We start from the raw sequence: 12291 nt of genomic DNA, 5'->3' as shown, positions 1-12291 counted from the left end.
TTACGGGTATCACCGCGGATATCGCCGTTGGTGATTGGCTCCTAGCCAGTTTTCCGCCTGCGGCTTTGACGGGCGCCGTCATCAAAGAAAGACCCGCCGGGCGGTAAATACCGGCGGGGAATTGCCTCCGACCGTCGTTAGCCGACTCTCAGATTTTCCGCAGAGGTCTTGCCCCGGTTTTCCCTCTCTTCGTAACTCACCTTGGCGCCTTCGTTGAGGCTGCTGAGACCGGCCTTTTCTACGGCCGAGATGTGCACGAATACGTCTTTGCCGCCATTGTCGGGCTGGATGAATCCGTATCCTTTGGTTGGATTAAACCACTTAACAGTACCTGTAGCCACGTCGTCTCTCCCGCTTGAAGTAAGATAGGCAGCCTAGCGCTAGCGCGGTGCATCGCAAGCGGAACCAGCAGCATAATTGGGCGGTTCGCTCCCGACCACCTGTCGACGAAACCATTTTGCGCAAGCCGTGAAGTGGTCTCGAAACAAACCCGGCCTAGCTTTCCTTCATCCAGAAGGAGCGACGGCCATGATGAACTCAGCGTGGACTCGCAATGTACGCATGCTGGTTGTCGTAAATTTGCTGGCCGGGGCCGCCGTGCTGTTGGCGATGGCCGCTCCTCACCAAGTATCGAGTTCTGCGCTCGGCAGTGAGTGGCAATGCAGCAAGGCTGGGTTTGTCTTTACGACTTGCCGCCAAATGCCGCCAGCGTGAACCTCTATGGCATAGGCCCTGCAATCTAAACTGTGCTGGGGATTTCAGCGTCCCAGTTTAGGAAGAAAACGCCGCCGGGCGTGTATTTCTGAGACCGGCGGCGTCCCCTTTCAAGACAAGCAAGCCCCTAGTTGGCCCAAGCCGTTGAAACCGGAACAATGAGAGCCGCCACAGGCTCTCCGCCATCATAGCATCGCCTGGGCGGCCTGAAACGACGCCACCCCCAAGCACCTTCGGCGCCCCCCGCAGAAAAGCAGCAATTTCCGCATCGCTTCGGGCGACCAGTCTCAGATCATCGCGCCGTACCAAATCACGAGCGCGAAGATCACCAGCAAGACGATGGTGATGATTTGTTCACCGATGGGTATCGGTCGTTTGTCCATTGACGGGCCCGGGCCCTCCGTGCGCGGGAGCGGGATGCTGCAACGGGCCGTTCAGTTCATCGGCAGAGCAGCTCCCGCTTAAAATGCGTGCGGGCGGCCATTGGCTCTGGGCCCAGGAAGGTGGTGCAAAATCCTGATGGCTCAAAGTTTGCACCCTCCGGGGCCGAAGAACCATGGCCCAAACGGACTATCCGCCGCGCGAAAGAGCCGTTCCGGTCCCGACAACAAAAATAGTTCTGTTCAATAACGATGTTCATCGAGAACTAATCCAAAGGTGTAGCGTGGTTGGTCCCTCAGTAAGCGTTCAGGGGACCACCGCTATGACTGCTCTGCTGGCCAAGCTGGAACGATTTGAGAGTCTCGCCATGGAATGCGATTTGATCGCCGGCCGGGAGGCGGATGGAGGCAAGCGAGAGCTTTATCTGCGCTTGGGGGCACACTACCGCCAGCTAGCCTGCGACATGCGCAGTGTAATTGCGACCGTCGATGCCGCCGCGTGATGGCGTTTAATTCCACGCCTTGACCAATCCCTTGTTGATCAAGCGGTCACCGCCGCGATTGCTAGCGGCTTCTCTCCGCGTGCGATCGGCGCGATTATTGTCACCACCTCAAGCGTCTCGGCCACGCAAAGCCGGACATCACCTTGCGTGTCTACGCCCACTTGTTTAGGAACGACGACGGCAAGGCGGCGGCGGCGCTCAATGCGGCGCTGGCGCGTTAGGTGCCAATCGGGTGGCAATTTCGCGGTTCGTTCTCTTCGACCCTGCCGCTAAGTACTTGAAATTGTAGGTTTGGAAGGGTGGCCGAGTGGTTTAAGGCACCGGTCTTGAAAACCGGCGTGCCCGCAAGGGTACCGTGGGTTCGAATCCCACCCCTTCCGCCAAAACCAATTGAAAACGCTGTAAAAACTTCGATTTCACCGCCTGAGCGCACAGATCACTGCACAATGAAAGCCCGCCGGCAGAAATCGGCGGGCGGCCGACCTCAATCTGTTAGCCACCAACCGGGTCAGTTGAGCGGTTGAAGCTCCGAAGGCAGTGATTTGTTACCCTGCTCGCAGCCCGTGCGCCCCTTGTGAGGCAGAATCGGAGCTGAAGCGTCGGCCACGTCTATGAATTCCGCAAAACGAGCGTTCGACGACCATTCCACATAGTGAACGAGCGCAAAACCAAGCACGAGCGTGACGAGAAGGGCCACGGCCAGCTTGGCGCTTGTTCCACCCCAATTCTGGCTGCTGGACAATAGCATCGCGATTCTCCCGACACTGGCTGCGCCGTGGTTAGATCAAATCGCGCCTTTCAAATGTGAACGGCCTTACATCTCACGCGCACTTGATGCTGAGTTTCGGGAAGCAACAGTCCTCTAGCTTTGACCACACCACTCATCCCAGGTTCACATTGGAGTTCTTACGGTGTGGCGCCTTCATAACGCCAAAGGAAAGACGCCTCATGAAACTCAAATCTGCACTTATTGCACTCACTGCCCTCGGTAGCCTTGCTGCGGCAGGAGCGGCGTCCGCCCTACCCTCCGCAACGCCGAACGCGCTCGGCGGCACCGATACTGTCATTCAGGTCAAAGGCGGCCATGGCCATGGATGGGGCCATCGCGGCGGTCGTGGGCATCATTACGGCTGGGGCCGCGGCCACCACTATGGTTGGGGGCATCATCGCCATTGAAGGGGCCGCCACCGCCGGCTGTCCGCCAAACAAAGGCGGCCAGCATGAACCGGCGGGGTTTTGCTCGGGTTAAGGGCCGAGGAGAAAGTTTGCGGTTTCCCTCGGCTGATCATTTGACATAGGCGAAATGAAAGGTCGTCGAGAAGCACACCCAATTGAGAAGATCATCGATTTCACTCAGGAGATGATCGACGCAGTCGAAAGCTGGCGGGCGAAGCAAAAGCCAGTCCCGAACCTGTCCGAAGCCATCCGCCGCTTGGTCGAGATCGGGCTCAAGGTGAAGAAGTAGATTGGATACGGTCAAGACCGCGATAGGATGGCTGGAGTTACCACACTGGCTGATGCTCGGCAGGAGCGGTGCTGGTAGTGGTCGGCCTAGTTGGCCTTGTGATCAGCCGCCGGCAACAAGGTCCGGGGCGAACGCCACAGAGCCGAGCCTCGATCCGCGTCCCCAACTGCCACCGCTGCCGGATCTTCTTGACTCCAGGCCAGGAAAGAGCCGCCGTTGACCTTGGCCTCAAGTTGCCCGCTAGACGACAGGATCGAAAACCATATCTATGCGTTAACTCGCCAAGCCCAAATGGGAGGTCAACAATGATTAACGACCGAAACCGACGGGCACCGACAGCTGCAGAACGCGAAGCTCACAAGGTATTCAAAGCGGTCAAGGCGAAGGAAGCTTTGACCGATTACGCCAAAGCGCAAAAAGTGTTCGATGATAATCGAGAACGCCTGAGGGCGGAACGGTTGGCGCGGGAGGCTGAAGCAGCCCGACAAAAGCAGGTCAAGCGTCCATCTGGATGACCGCGGAGGACCAAGCGGACCTCTGCCTGGTGGAGGGTGAAATGGCCCTGCACTTTCGCCGCGTGGATACTGCTGACGATCTGGAAATTTGGATCGCAAGCAGCGACGACTATTCATTCGTTATCACCAGCGAGAGCCGAAGCGGACCTGGCTTGCATGGAGAGCCCGGTTTTGTTGCGTCATATCGCCCAGACTTTCTGAATATGCCGGCGGCTCAAGTGTCCGGATCGCCCTTCGGCACGTTCGATGAAGCCGAGCGGGCCTGCAATGCGTTCCTGGGTCGCCTCATTATCGAGGGATGACTACCGGAGCTCCCGACCACGAAAGGATCGGCCTGAGATCGGGATTCAAGCCCCAATAGGATTGCTGGCCAAAAAGCGAAGTGTGGCAGGATCACTGGCTTGTAGCTGGCCACCGGCGGCGCATACTCACCGAATGATCGAACAGCGACCAGCCTTCATGGCTTGCAAAAACCCCGGCACCGGCTGGACGATCGATATTCTGTGGCCCGATGGCGAAACGGAAGTCATCAAGGGCTTTGTCACAGAACACGACGCGACGAAGTGGATTTCTGAGCACTCGGCGAAGTGGCAGGAAAATACGGGCCAGCCGCGCTAGCGCGCTGTTCCTAACTCCGCGGAGCCTGCCCGCCTTTCGTTGAAAGCAGCTACCCCCACCCGGGACAGCTTTCGCGCTCCATCCATCCACCGACCGCGCAACCGACTTAACCCCGGCGACTGGCACGACCGTGTTCCTACGGGCCGACATTGGCAGGCAACTTGCGATGCGTGCGTGAACGGTTCGGCGCCAGCTATTCCTTGTGTGCCGACCTCAGACATTCGGAGCAAGCAAATGAATATCCAGCCTCGCTTTGAGACAGCTCGCGCAAGCGAAATACGACAGGTCGCGGCAGTCAGTAAGATACTGGCTGATCTTGTCGGCACCCTTGAACTGATCGAATCCGACATCGCGGCCGAAGAAAAACGCGTCAGTATTTCGGACCGATCCGACCCCAAATATCCGATGCTGGCGAGGTCTCTGATCGAGCGGAGAGACAATATCAAGATGACCATTGCCGCTCTTGAACAGCGGATCACCGAACAAGCGCACGGGGTGGCGGCGGCGATGGACCAGCGACCGGGCGTGCGGCCGCGGCGGCGTCGCGTGAGAGAGAGCGTGTCCTTCGGAATGTCTGATCAGCAAGGGTGATGAAGCGATGGCGGACGGCCACGCAGCCGCCGAAGCACTCGACGACAAAAGCCTCGAAAGCGGCAAGCTTGAGTGATGAATAACGCTGCTTACATTGGGCGCCATTTGGGGCGCGATTGTGCCGCTCGCCCTTCCTGGCAATATTGGGGTATCTTCTAAATTGGTCCCAGGCCTTTACGCTCCCTCTGGTTGCGCACCAATTTCCATTCATTGGAGGGGAGAGTGATCCGTCTAGTTCTCGCCGTTAGCTTACTCGCGGCCTTTAGACATCTGCCACGCCGTCGCCCCAGCTCGGGGGGCTGTGAGCTGGGGCTAACGCGGCTCCGGAGATTGGGGCGGCCAACCTCCAGTGCGCCCAAGCTACGACCATTTCCGGAATTTGATCCACCGAAATTCGCGGTGCTGCGGCGCGCTACTACTTTTGCGCCACAGGGGCTGACTGCCGCTAGATCTGTTAGTTAGAGCTAGTTCAGAATGGCAATTGCCGCGGGCATCTGCGTATTTACTATATCCCTAGTCGTGCGGATTGGCCGCCGCCCACACACCGACGACCATGCACATCGCGCGATAAGGGATCGCCGCTTCGCGCCCAACGGAGCGACGGTCCCGCCCACTTGGGAGCGAATTGACCAATTCGTGGCGGTCTCCTCGATAGCTTGGGCCAATCCCTAGCCGCTTCTCATCGCAGGCGATCGGCGCGATCATCGCGCATGCCTTGGCGCACAAAGCCCGCTGGTTTCCTCAGATGCTGTGCCGGCCCCGTTGACCGCAACGCCGGCTTCAAGACCGTGCTGGTCTATTTTGCGAAAGGCGTCTCCGGCTGATCTGCAGCGTAGCTTGGAAATCCATCTTTTTGGATGCCCATCACGCGAAAGCCGCTCGAGAGATCCCGCCGGAGGTCGTCCGCCAGTTTTGCGGCGGATCGCGGCCGACACCCGGCACAAGCTCTTGGATCACCTGCCGGCCGGCATTAAGCTACGGTCGAGCGAGGTCAGGGAGTTATTCGAGATGATGCGATGAAAGTCTGGATTTTTACCGATAAGAGCAAGGTCGTTGGCGACCCGCAGCACCTGAAGGTCTTCGCAACCAACGAGGCCGCGCGGGCTTGGTTTGAGCAAAACGACCACGAGGCCATCGCCTTCGCTTACGAAATCATTTTAGGGCGACGCTACTTGGCTAAGACATTCCTGGTGCTTTCCGTTCTGCTTCTCGGAGTCGCCGACCTCTACACCACAAACACGATCCTAAATCTCGGTCTCGGCGAGTTGAACCCGTTCATGCACATTGCTCAGACGTGGCTCGGCTCTTGGTGGCTTATTCCGAAGCTAGGTTTGACCTATATGATGATGTGGTTGCTTTGGCGCAGCAACAATCCTTACAACATCGCTATCGTGGTGGCGTTCTGCTGTACGCCGGTGCTGAACAATCTCCTCATCATCGCCAGCACACACTGACGCAATCGCAATCGCCGCCCACCCGCGTCGACATCAGGCTGGACTGATGGGCGAGGCGATCAACTTCAGCCGAAGCGTCCCGAGCTAAAAGCCGTTCTCGGCTGCTTGACTCGTCGAACGGCTCCGGCGTGATGTCGTGAGCGCCGGAGCCGTTCCCGCCTTGCCCGAGGCCGCCGTGTACTCGGGAATAAAGTGGCAAATAGAACACCGGGAAGGTGCGGCAGCGCGAGATTGCGTGCTTGCGCTCCCACGGAGCACCGTAGTCATACGGGCATATTGTCATGAACCTTTGGCCCACATCGTGCAGACCCATATTCGTCAGGATTTTGCACACCTTCCTGGGGCTAGAGCCAGCGCCGTCCGTATGTATTTTGAAACGGGCGGCGTTGCGCTTTTTTAGAACAAACCTCGGCGAAGCCGACGCGGGAGTTTGCCGCCGACATGCAGACATATCAACGCGGAGCAGGATGACGACCGACGCAATAGGATCGGCACCAGGCACATGCTCCTCAAGCACATGCCGGCCGGCACCAAGTTGCGGTTGAGCGAGGTCAAAGAACTATTCGGGCTCATGCGATGAGCGAACCGCGGTGCATCCCTCTGCGACGACACCGGTTGAGTCTGTGAGGCTCACCAGGACGAGCTATGGACTGGGCCAGACGGCGTAACAGAGGTAACGGGCTGCGCGCCACCGTATCCGGTAACCTCCCTCGGAAGCGCGATCCGCAGAAAGTGATCGCGGCGACACGACGCGATTGTTTCTGAGTATTGCTCGGACTTCAGCCGCGATGGTACCTCTGAGAAGCAATGCGTCGCGCGCTTCCGTGGGTTTTGGCCATTATTTTTCTGGTTGGTTTTGTCGCTTCTTTTGCGGAGCTGCAAAGGATGCGCAACCGCTTCGGTGAAATGTCTCAGCACGCCTTTCACGATCATGCGGCGGTGCGCGAATTCATGATACGCGCAGCGCTCGCCGACGCGCCGGCTCCGATCGTTGTGCTTGGCGACAGCGTGACTGAAATGGCTCCGCTGCCGCGGCAGCTTTGCGGTCGTCCGATCATCAATGCCGGCGTCGGCGGCCAGACCATCCGGGAGGCGAAGCAGCTTGCCCGGCGCCTGCTCGACGATCAAGACGCGTTCTTGCTCGTCCTCGCGGTGGGCGCGAACGACGCAGGATCGCCAAAGGCACAACGCGACTTCGCCGACCTCGTCGAGACCGTCAAGCCGCTGTCGATGCGACCGTTGGTGGCCATCGCCGTCGCAGCCGACGCAGTGACCAATCAGGCGATCGAGGCGTCCGCAGTTGCGGGTGGCATTCGGCTCATTGACCCGCTTTTGCCACCTGGCGCGAAGATGCCCGACGGCATTCACTTCACCGCTGCCGGCTACGGAGCCTGGGTGCCAGCACTCGAGGCGGCAATCTCGGCAGAATGCACGATGTAATCTGCGAGGGCCAAACCGGGCTGCACGACCCGCAATGCAGCAACGTTTGATCGTCTGTTCTGCCCTGCCCGTGGCATTCGATCGAACACTCAGGTCTGCCGGATGAACTCCGCGATCAGGCCGCCGATTTCTGCCGGGGCGTCCTCGAAGCAGTAATGCCCGACACCGGCAAGGCGCTTGACCGGTGCCGCCGGGAAGATCGCGGAAAACAGCGGCAGGAAATGCTCTGCGCGCAGCGTACGGTCCGCTTCACCCCAGATGGCGAGCGCCGGCTTGCTGCGGATCGAGCGGTCGGCGACGGGATCGGGCGTCTCGAACGCATGCGCGCCGGTCGCAAAGCCCTTGGCCCATCCGATCGCGCCGAGGCAGTCGGCCGGACGCGCGAAGGGCGCGAGCCAGGCATCGGTGATGACGGCGTTGTTCTCGAAGCCGTTGAGTTTGAGCGTGCTCAGGATGTTGAAGCCGAGCTGTCCAAGAACCGGCTCGAGGTCGCCGCCCGCCTCGGCTTTAGCAATCCATTGAAACCAGGGTGAGGCCTGCGCATTTGCCGTGACGCGCTCAAACAGATCGCTCTGCCCGAACGGTGTCGGCCCATTGGCCGAGATGATGCGGCGGATGCGATCCGGATGCCGGGCCGCGAACCCCATGCCGACCGGACCGCCGAAATCATGCATGACCAGGGTGATGTTGCCGAGATCAAGCGCGCGGACCAGCGCTTCGAGATTGTCGACATGGTCCTGCAGCCAATAGCTGCGATGCGCCGGTGTCGCGCTCTTACCAAAGCCCATGTGATCCGGAACGACCACGCGGTGCGTCGCGCACAGGATCGGCACCAGGTGGCGGAACAGATAGCCCCAGGTCGGTTCACCGTGCAGGCAAAGCACCACATCGCCGCCCCGCGGACCTTCGTCGACATAGTGCATCTGGAAGCCTGGAGCCGCGCTGAAATGGGGCGCGAAAGGAAAGGTGCCGTCGAACGTGGCGTCGGCTTGGATCACGGCAGCCCTCTCGTGGTTTTAATTTGAAACCATCGTGTATCGCTTGAGGTTTTACTTTGCAACCGATATATCGAATACACGGCGCTCCCTCCACCCGCGCCATCGGGTCGATCGACCCGCGTGATGAGGAGCGTCAGGCGAATCGCGATGGCCAAGAGAGTGAGCCACAGGGACTCGGTGTGCGGCGTCGCCCGGCCGCTGGATGCGATCGGCGACTGGTGGTCGCTTCTGATCGTCCGCGATGCGTTTGACGGGCTGCGCCGGTTCGGCGAGTTTCAGAAGAGCCTCGGGCTTGCCAAGAACATCCTCGCGGCCCGGCTCCGCAATCTCCTGGCACACGGGATCATGGAGACGGTGCCCGCAGCCGACGGCAGCCCCTACCAGGAATATGTGTTGACCGAAAAGGGACGCGGGCTGTTCCCTCTCCTTGTCGCGCTCCGGCAGTGGGGTGAGGATTTCTTCTTCGAACCCGACGAGGCCCACGTGCTCCTGGTGGACCGCAAGAATGGTCTGCCAGTGCGGCGGCTCGAGCTGAGAGCGCAGGACGGACGCGTCGTCGGCGCGGAAGACACGATGGTGCGGTTGCCGCCGGCTTCACCTGAGTGAGAAGCGAGCGTGCGCGCGCGCCGTCGACAGCTACCAGATGTTAACGCTCCGTGCCGCAGCATCCGCGCGTGGAGGTTCGACCAATGCAGACATTCCGGATTTCGCTGAGCGATGGGACGCGGAAATTCCACACGGTTATTCAGGCGCCGGACCCCGCCTCCGCGCGCATCAAGGCCGCCTACTTCTTCGATATATCGAAGTGGCGGATTTTGAGTGTGTCGCTGACTGGAGCCAGTGCCGCGGCGGCGTAGTCGTTGCGCGCCCCTACGCGGTTCGGTCGAGTTCGGCCGCGGCAAGGTTAGCAATCTGCAGGTCGATTTCGGCGAGCGGATCGTCGTCGCCCAGGAACCACGCTGCCGACAAGCCGGTCCAAGCGACAATCCATGACAACAGGCGCCGGCGATCGAGCCGTGCTGCTTCCACGACGATGTCGAGACGCCGCGCAAAGCGTCCGGGCTCGGTCGCGACCGGCCGCATCGGGTCCGCAAGATCCGGATTGGTGAAGATGTTAGCGAAGTCGAAGCCGCGCTCGCCGACGAGATGCTTTGGATCAATCGCGAGCCAGCCGCGCGCACCGAAGTCGAGCACGTTATCATGATGCAGGTCGCCATGCAGCACCACGATCTCGCGCTGATCGCCCAGCAGAGTTTCAGCAATTTCAGCCGATCGGTTCAGGATGCCGCCATGCACCGGGGCCACGGGCCAAAGCTCGCGAAACCAGTGCGCCAGCGGCGTCAAATCCGGCCGCGGTTTCACTCTCCGGGCGTGCAGCCGATCCGCGGTTGCACAGAGAATTCTGCAGGCCTCGTCGTCCCGGCCGGTTCGCGCCATCTCGCCGAGCGAAGCCGATCCCGTCGCCCTTTCGAGCAGGAGTGCGTCGCCGTCACGGGCAAGAACGCGCGCCGCACCGTCTCCGTCCCACCACTCCATCACGACGGCGCCGAGGCGTTCGTCCGGCCCGTGCGAGAGCTTGAGCATTGCCGGCTCGCCGTGCCGCCGCACCGGCAGTAACCGCGCGGCGTGCGTCACGATCGGGTCGCCGTCGGGGATGAGGCTCCAGGCCGAGAGATAGGAGGTGAACATTTGGGCGGACCGACTGGGGGATGAGGAAACGCGACTCGTGGTTCTAATCATTGCTTCCGCGCGCTGCCACGATGGTTCCCTGCGGCGCATCGTGGCAGGGCCGCGCCAATCAGTTCCCTGCCGACCTGCCCATGTTGGCTGATGACAGCCCCCACCCTTCTCGCGTTACAATGTCACAGCCGGTGCTACGGAGGATGTGGCGATGCCGCGAAAGGGAATTACCGGACACGACGAATGGGTGGTGACGGAGGCCCTGGCCACGGCGCTGGTTGCCCTTGAACAGCTCCCGTCAAAGCATCAACCGCGCGCGCATATGGAGGATGTCCGGAAACTCCTGACCGCGAGATGCGAGGCCGGAGCCGTCACGCTGCACCTTGCGCAAGCCAAGTGCCGATTATTTCCCGACACCAATCCCCTGACCATCTACGAGGAATACGGCCTCAAGGACGGACTAGGATAGCGCCGCCGCCCCGGCCCGCTCATCGGCCCGGCGCCCAGGCCAGCGAGACCGGACGGTTACTCGTGGCTGACGCGCCAGATCGTGCCGTTGCCGTCTTCGGAGACCAGCAGTGCGCCGTCGCGCGCCACTGTCACGCCGACCGGACGGCCCCAGACCACATTGTCGCCGATGACAAAGCCGGTGACGAAATCCTCGTATTCACCGGTCGGCACACCGTCCTTCAGCTTGATGCGAATGACCTTGTAGCCGGTGCGCTTCGACCGATTCCACGAGCCATGCTCGGCGGCAAAAGCATCGCCGCGATATTCTGACGGAAAACTGCTGCCGGTGTAGAAGGCCAGGCCAAGCGACGCCGAGTGAGCCTGCAACAGCACATCGGGAACCGTCACCTTGTCCTTCAGATCGGGCCGCTCGCCGGCATGCGCGGGGTCCTCGTTGGCACCGATATAGTACCAGGGCCAGCCGTAAAACGCGCCTTCGCGAATTCGCGTCACGTAGTCTGGCACGAGGTCGTCGCCGCGGCCGTCGCGCTCGTTGGTCGAACACCACGGTGTGCCGCTTCCAGGCTGGATTGCTAGTCCGACGCAGTTGCGGATCCCGGTGGCAAACAGCTTCTGGTTCTTGCCGTCGGGATCGAAGGCGATCACGGCGGCGCGATCGGTCTCGGCGCCCCAGGCAGCGCCGAGCGCGTGGTCGCGGCTCCAGGCCTCAATGCCTTGCCGAGGCCGGCCTAGCCCCTCGCCGGCGTTGCCAGCGGAGCCGACCGACACCAGCATCCGCTTGTCGTCGGGGGTGAACACGATGTCACGCGTGAAATGGTAGTAGCCGTGTGGCAGCTGGGCGACGATTGTCTCGGGCTTACCCGACGCCTTGAGATCGCCGGTGCGGTAGGCAAAGCGCACGACGCCGTCGGTGTTGGCGACATAGAGCCATTGTGGGTGGTCGCCGCTCGGATAGAACGCGACGCCGAACGGGCGGTTCAATCCGGTTACGTAGACTTCATTGGTTGCGGACTTGGTGGCGCCGTTGTCGCTGCGCAGGACACGGATGCGGCTGGAGCTGGTTTCCACGACGAAGATATCGCCGTTGGGTGCAGTCCGGATGATCCGCGGCCCGCTGAGCCCGCTCGCAAACAGCTCGACCTTGAACCCCGCCGGCACCTGGGGCGCCGCCGATGCGGGTCGCGGCACGACGCGCGGCGGGTTGCTGCTAGAGGCCGTGGCCCCCGGTTTGGGCAAGTCCTGCGGCGTGATCAGGCGCACCGTGCCCGGTTTGTCGCGCTGCCAGTCGCCAAAGGCCTCCGCACCTTTCAATACGGGTTCGGCGCCCGATCGGGTGATGCCGATTGCTGCGAGGAAGACGACGGACAGACTCGCGCCGACAAGCTTTGTCCTAAGCATATGCTCCTCGCGTGAGGTCCATTCAGCCACGCAATTCATAGCGCGGTTCGACCGCTATCTGCGT

General features: G+C 61.0%; 15 protein-coding genes and 1 tRNA gene. 11 read left to right on the top strand and 5 right to left on the bottom strand.

Annotated elements, in window-relative coordinates:
- Positions 1-137: 137 nt before the first annotated feature.
- Positions 138-341 carry a cold-shock protein gene (locus ABIB78_RS14930; protein WP_076865209.1) on the bottom strand — a complete coding sequence of 68 codons (204 nt, stop codon included), beginning with the start codon at positions 339-341 and terminating at the stop codon, positions 138-140.
- Positions 342-1417: 1076 nt separating this feature from the next.
- On the opposite strand from ABIB78_RS14930, the gene ABIB78_RS14925 reads away from it, so the two are divergent.
- Positions 1418-1597, top strand: a complete 180-nt coding sequence (locus ABIB78_RS14925; RefSeq protein WP_429025628.1) for a hypothetical protein — start codon at positions 1418-1420, stop codon at positions 1595-1597.
- 293 nt (positions 1598-1890) lie between these two features.
- Positions 1891-1980, top strand: a tRNA-Ser gene (locus ABIB78_RS14920).
- A 125-nt stretch (positions 1981-2105) separates the two neighbouring features.
- On the opposite strand, the gene ABIB78_RS14915 is transcribed toward ABIB78_RS14920, so the two are convergent.
- The gene (locus ABIB78_RS14915) at positions 2106-2345 is read right to left on the bottom strand and encodes a hypothetical protein (protein WP_429025626.1); all 240 of its coding nucleotides are present in this window, start codon (positions 2343-2345) and stop codon (positions 2106-2108) included.
- Positions 2346-3367: 1022 nt separating this feature from the next.
- Here ABIB78_RS14915 and ABIB78_RS14910 point away from each other — a divergent pair.
- The 6 genes from ABIB78_RS14910 to ABIB78_RS14885 all read left to right on the top strand — a co-directional run bounded on the left by ABIB78_RS14910 (position 3368) and on the right by ABIB78_RS14885 (position 7680).
- A complete protein-coding gene (locus ABIB78_RS14910; protein ID WP_429025623.1) occupies positions 3368-3577 on the top strand; it encodes a hypothetical protein in 210 nt (69 codons plus the stop codon).
- Positions 3578-3618: 41 nt separating this feature from the next.
- Complete coding sequence (locus ABIB78_RS14905) at positions 3619-3879, top strand: hypothetical protein (RefSeq protein WP_429025621.1); 261 nt, start codon at positions 3619-3621, stop codon at positions 3877-3879.
- Between the two features lie 133 nt (positions 3880-4012).
- On the top strand, positions 4013-4195 hold the full coding sequence (locus ABIB78_RS14900) for a hypothetical protein (RefSeq protein ID WP_429025618.1): 183 nt from the start codon (positions 4013-4015) through the stop codon (positions 4193-4195).
- A 234-nt stretch (positions 4196-4429) separates the two neighbouring features.
- The gene (locus tag ABIB78_RS14895) at positions 4430-4786 is read left to right on the top strand and encodes a hypothetical protein (RefSeq protein ID WP_429025616.1); all 357 of its coding nucleotides are present in this window, start codon (positions 4430-4432) and stop codon (positions 4784-4786) included.
- Between the two features lie 1016 nt (positions 4787-5802).
- Complete coding sequence (locus ABIB78_RS14890) at positions 5803-6240, top strand: DUF5658 family protein (RefSeq protein ID WP_429025614.1); 438 nt, start codon at positions 5803-5805, stop codon at positions 6238-6240.
- Positions 6241-7047: 807 nt separating this feature from the next.
- A complete protein-coding gene (locus ABIB78_RS14885; RefSeq protein ID WP_429025612.1) occupies positions 7048-7680 on the top strand; it encodes an SGNH/GDSL hydrolase family protein in 633 nt (210 codons plus the stop codon).
- Positions 7681-7769: 89 nt separating this feature from the next.
- Here ABIB78_RS14885 and ABIB78_RS14880 read toward each other — a convergent pair whose 3' ends face one another.
- Positions 7770-8678 (bottom strand): alpha/beta fold hydrolase, encoded by a 909-nt coding sequence (locus tag ABIB78_RS14880; protein ID WP_429025610.1) that lies wholly within the window; start codon positions 8676-8678, stop codon positions 7770-7772.
- A gap of 147 nt (positions 8679-8825) precedes the next feature.
- On the opposite strand from ABIB78_RS14880, the gene ABIB78_RS14875 reads away from it, so the two are divergent.
- Together ABIB78_RS14875 and ABIB78_RS14870 are read left to right on the top strand one after the other, a co-directional pair.
- Positions 8826-9284 (top strand): winged helix-turn-helix transcriptional regulator, encoded by a 459-nt coding sequence (locus ABIB78_RS14875; RefSeq protein ID WP_429025608.1) that lies wholly within the window; start codon positions 8826-8828, stop codon positions 9282-9284.
- An 83-nt stretch (positions 9285-9367) separates the two neighbouring features.
- Entirely contained in the window at positions 9368-9535 is a 168-nt protein-coding gene (locus ABIB78_RS14870) for a hypothetical protein (protein WP_429025605.1), read from the top strand.
- A gap of 13 nt (positions 9536-9548) precedes the next feature.
- Here the strand turns inward: ABIB78_RS14870 and ABIB78_RS14865 are convergent, their stop codons facing one another.
- Positions 9549-10367 carry an aminoglycoside phosphotransferase family protein gene (locus tag ABIB78_RS14865; protein WP_429026150.1) on the bottom strand — a complete coding sequence of 273 codons (819 nt, stop codon included), beginning with the start codon at positions 10365-10367 and terminating at the stop codon, positions 9549-9551.
- Between the two features lie 202 nt (positions 10368-10569).
- Between ABIB78_RS14865 and ABIB78_RS14860 the strand changes: the two genes are divergently transcribed.
- Positions 10570-10827, top strand: a complete 258-nt coding sequence (locus ABIB78_RS14860; protein ID WP_429025602.1) for a hypothetical protein — start codon at positions 10570-10572, stop codon at positions 10825-10827.
- A gap of 56 nt (positions 10828-10883) precedes the next feature.
- Here the strand turns inward: ABIB78_RS14860 and ABIB78_RS14855 are convergent, their stop codons facing one another.
- On the bottom strand, positions 10884-12227 hold the full coding sequence (locus tag ABIB78_RS14855) for a PQQ-dependent sugar dehydrogenase (protein WP_429025600.1): 1344 nt from the start codon (positions 12225-12227) through the stop codon (positions 10884-10886).
- Positions 12228-12291 lie beyond the last annotated feature (64 nt).

The organism is Bradyrhizobium sp. I1.14.4 (genome assembly GCF_050435825.1).
GTDB lineage: Bacteria > Pseudomonadota > Alphaproteobacteria > Rhizobiales > Xanthobacteraceae > Bradyrhizobium.
The sequence above is the reverse complement of the archived record's forward strand: the minus strand, read 5'-3'. Positions and strand labels throughout refer to the sequence as shown.

What these genes read in the sequence shown, in the direction of transcription:
- ABIB78_RS14860 (WP_429025602.1), top strand. Translation starts at nt 10,570, where the DNA reads ATGCCGCGAAAGGGAATTACCGGACACGACGAATGGGTGGTGACGGAG.
- ABIB78_RS14855 (WP_429025600.1), bottom strand. Translation starts at nt 12,227, where the DNA reads ATGCTTAGGACAAAGCTTGTCGGCGCGAGTCTGTCCGTCGTCTTCCTC.
- ABIB78_RS14900 (WP_429025618.1), top strand. Translation starts at nt 4,013, where the DNA reads ATGATCGAACAGCGACCAGCCTTCATGGCTTGCAAAAACCCCGGCACC.
- ABIB78_RS14905 (WP_429025621.1), top strand. Translation starts at nt 3,619, where the DNA reads ATGGCCCTGCACTTTCGCCGCGTGGATACTGCTGACGATCTGGAAATT.
- ABIB78_RS14890 (WP_429025614.1), top strand. Translation starts at nt 5,803, where the DNA reads ATGAAAGTCTGGATTTTTACCGATAAGAGCAAGGTCGTTGGCGACCCG.
- ABIB78_RS14925 (WP_429025628.1), top strand. Translation starts at nt 1,418, where the DNA reads ATGACTGCTCTGCTGGCCAAGCTGGAACGATTTGAGAGTCTCGCCATG.
- ABIB78_RS14895 (WP_429025616.1), top strand. Translation starts at nt 4,430, where the DNA reads ATGAATATCCAGCCTCGCTTTGAGACAGCTCGCGCAAGCGAAATACGA.
- ABIB78_RS14870 (WP_429025605.1), top strand. Translation starts at nt 9,368, where the DNA reads ATGCAGACATTCCGGATTTCGCTGAGCGATGGGACGCGGAAATTCCAC.
- ABIB78_RS14865 (WP_429026150.1), bottom strand. Translation starts at nt 10,367, where the DNA reads ATGTTCACCTCCTATCTCTCGGCCTGGAGCCTCATCCCCGACGGCGAC.
- ABIB78_RS14885 (WP_429025612.1), top strand. Translation starts at nt 7,048, where the DNA reads ATGCGTCGCGCGCTTCCGTGGGTTTTGGCCATTATTTTTCTGGTTGGT.
- ABIB78_RS14875 (WP_429025608.1), top strand. Translation starts at nt 8,826, where the DNA reads ATGGCCAAGAGAGTGAGCCACAGGGACTCGGTGTGCGGCGTCGCCCGG.
- ABIB78_RS14915 (WP_429025626.1), bottom strand. Translation starts at nt 2,345, where the DNA reads ATGCTATTGTCCAGCAGCCAGAATTGGGGTGGAACAAGCGCCAAGCTG.
- ABIB78_RS14910 (WP_429025623.1), top strand. Translation starts at nt 3,368, where the DNA reads ATGATTAACGACCGAAACCGACGGGCACCGACAGCTGCAGAACGCGAA.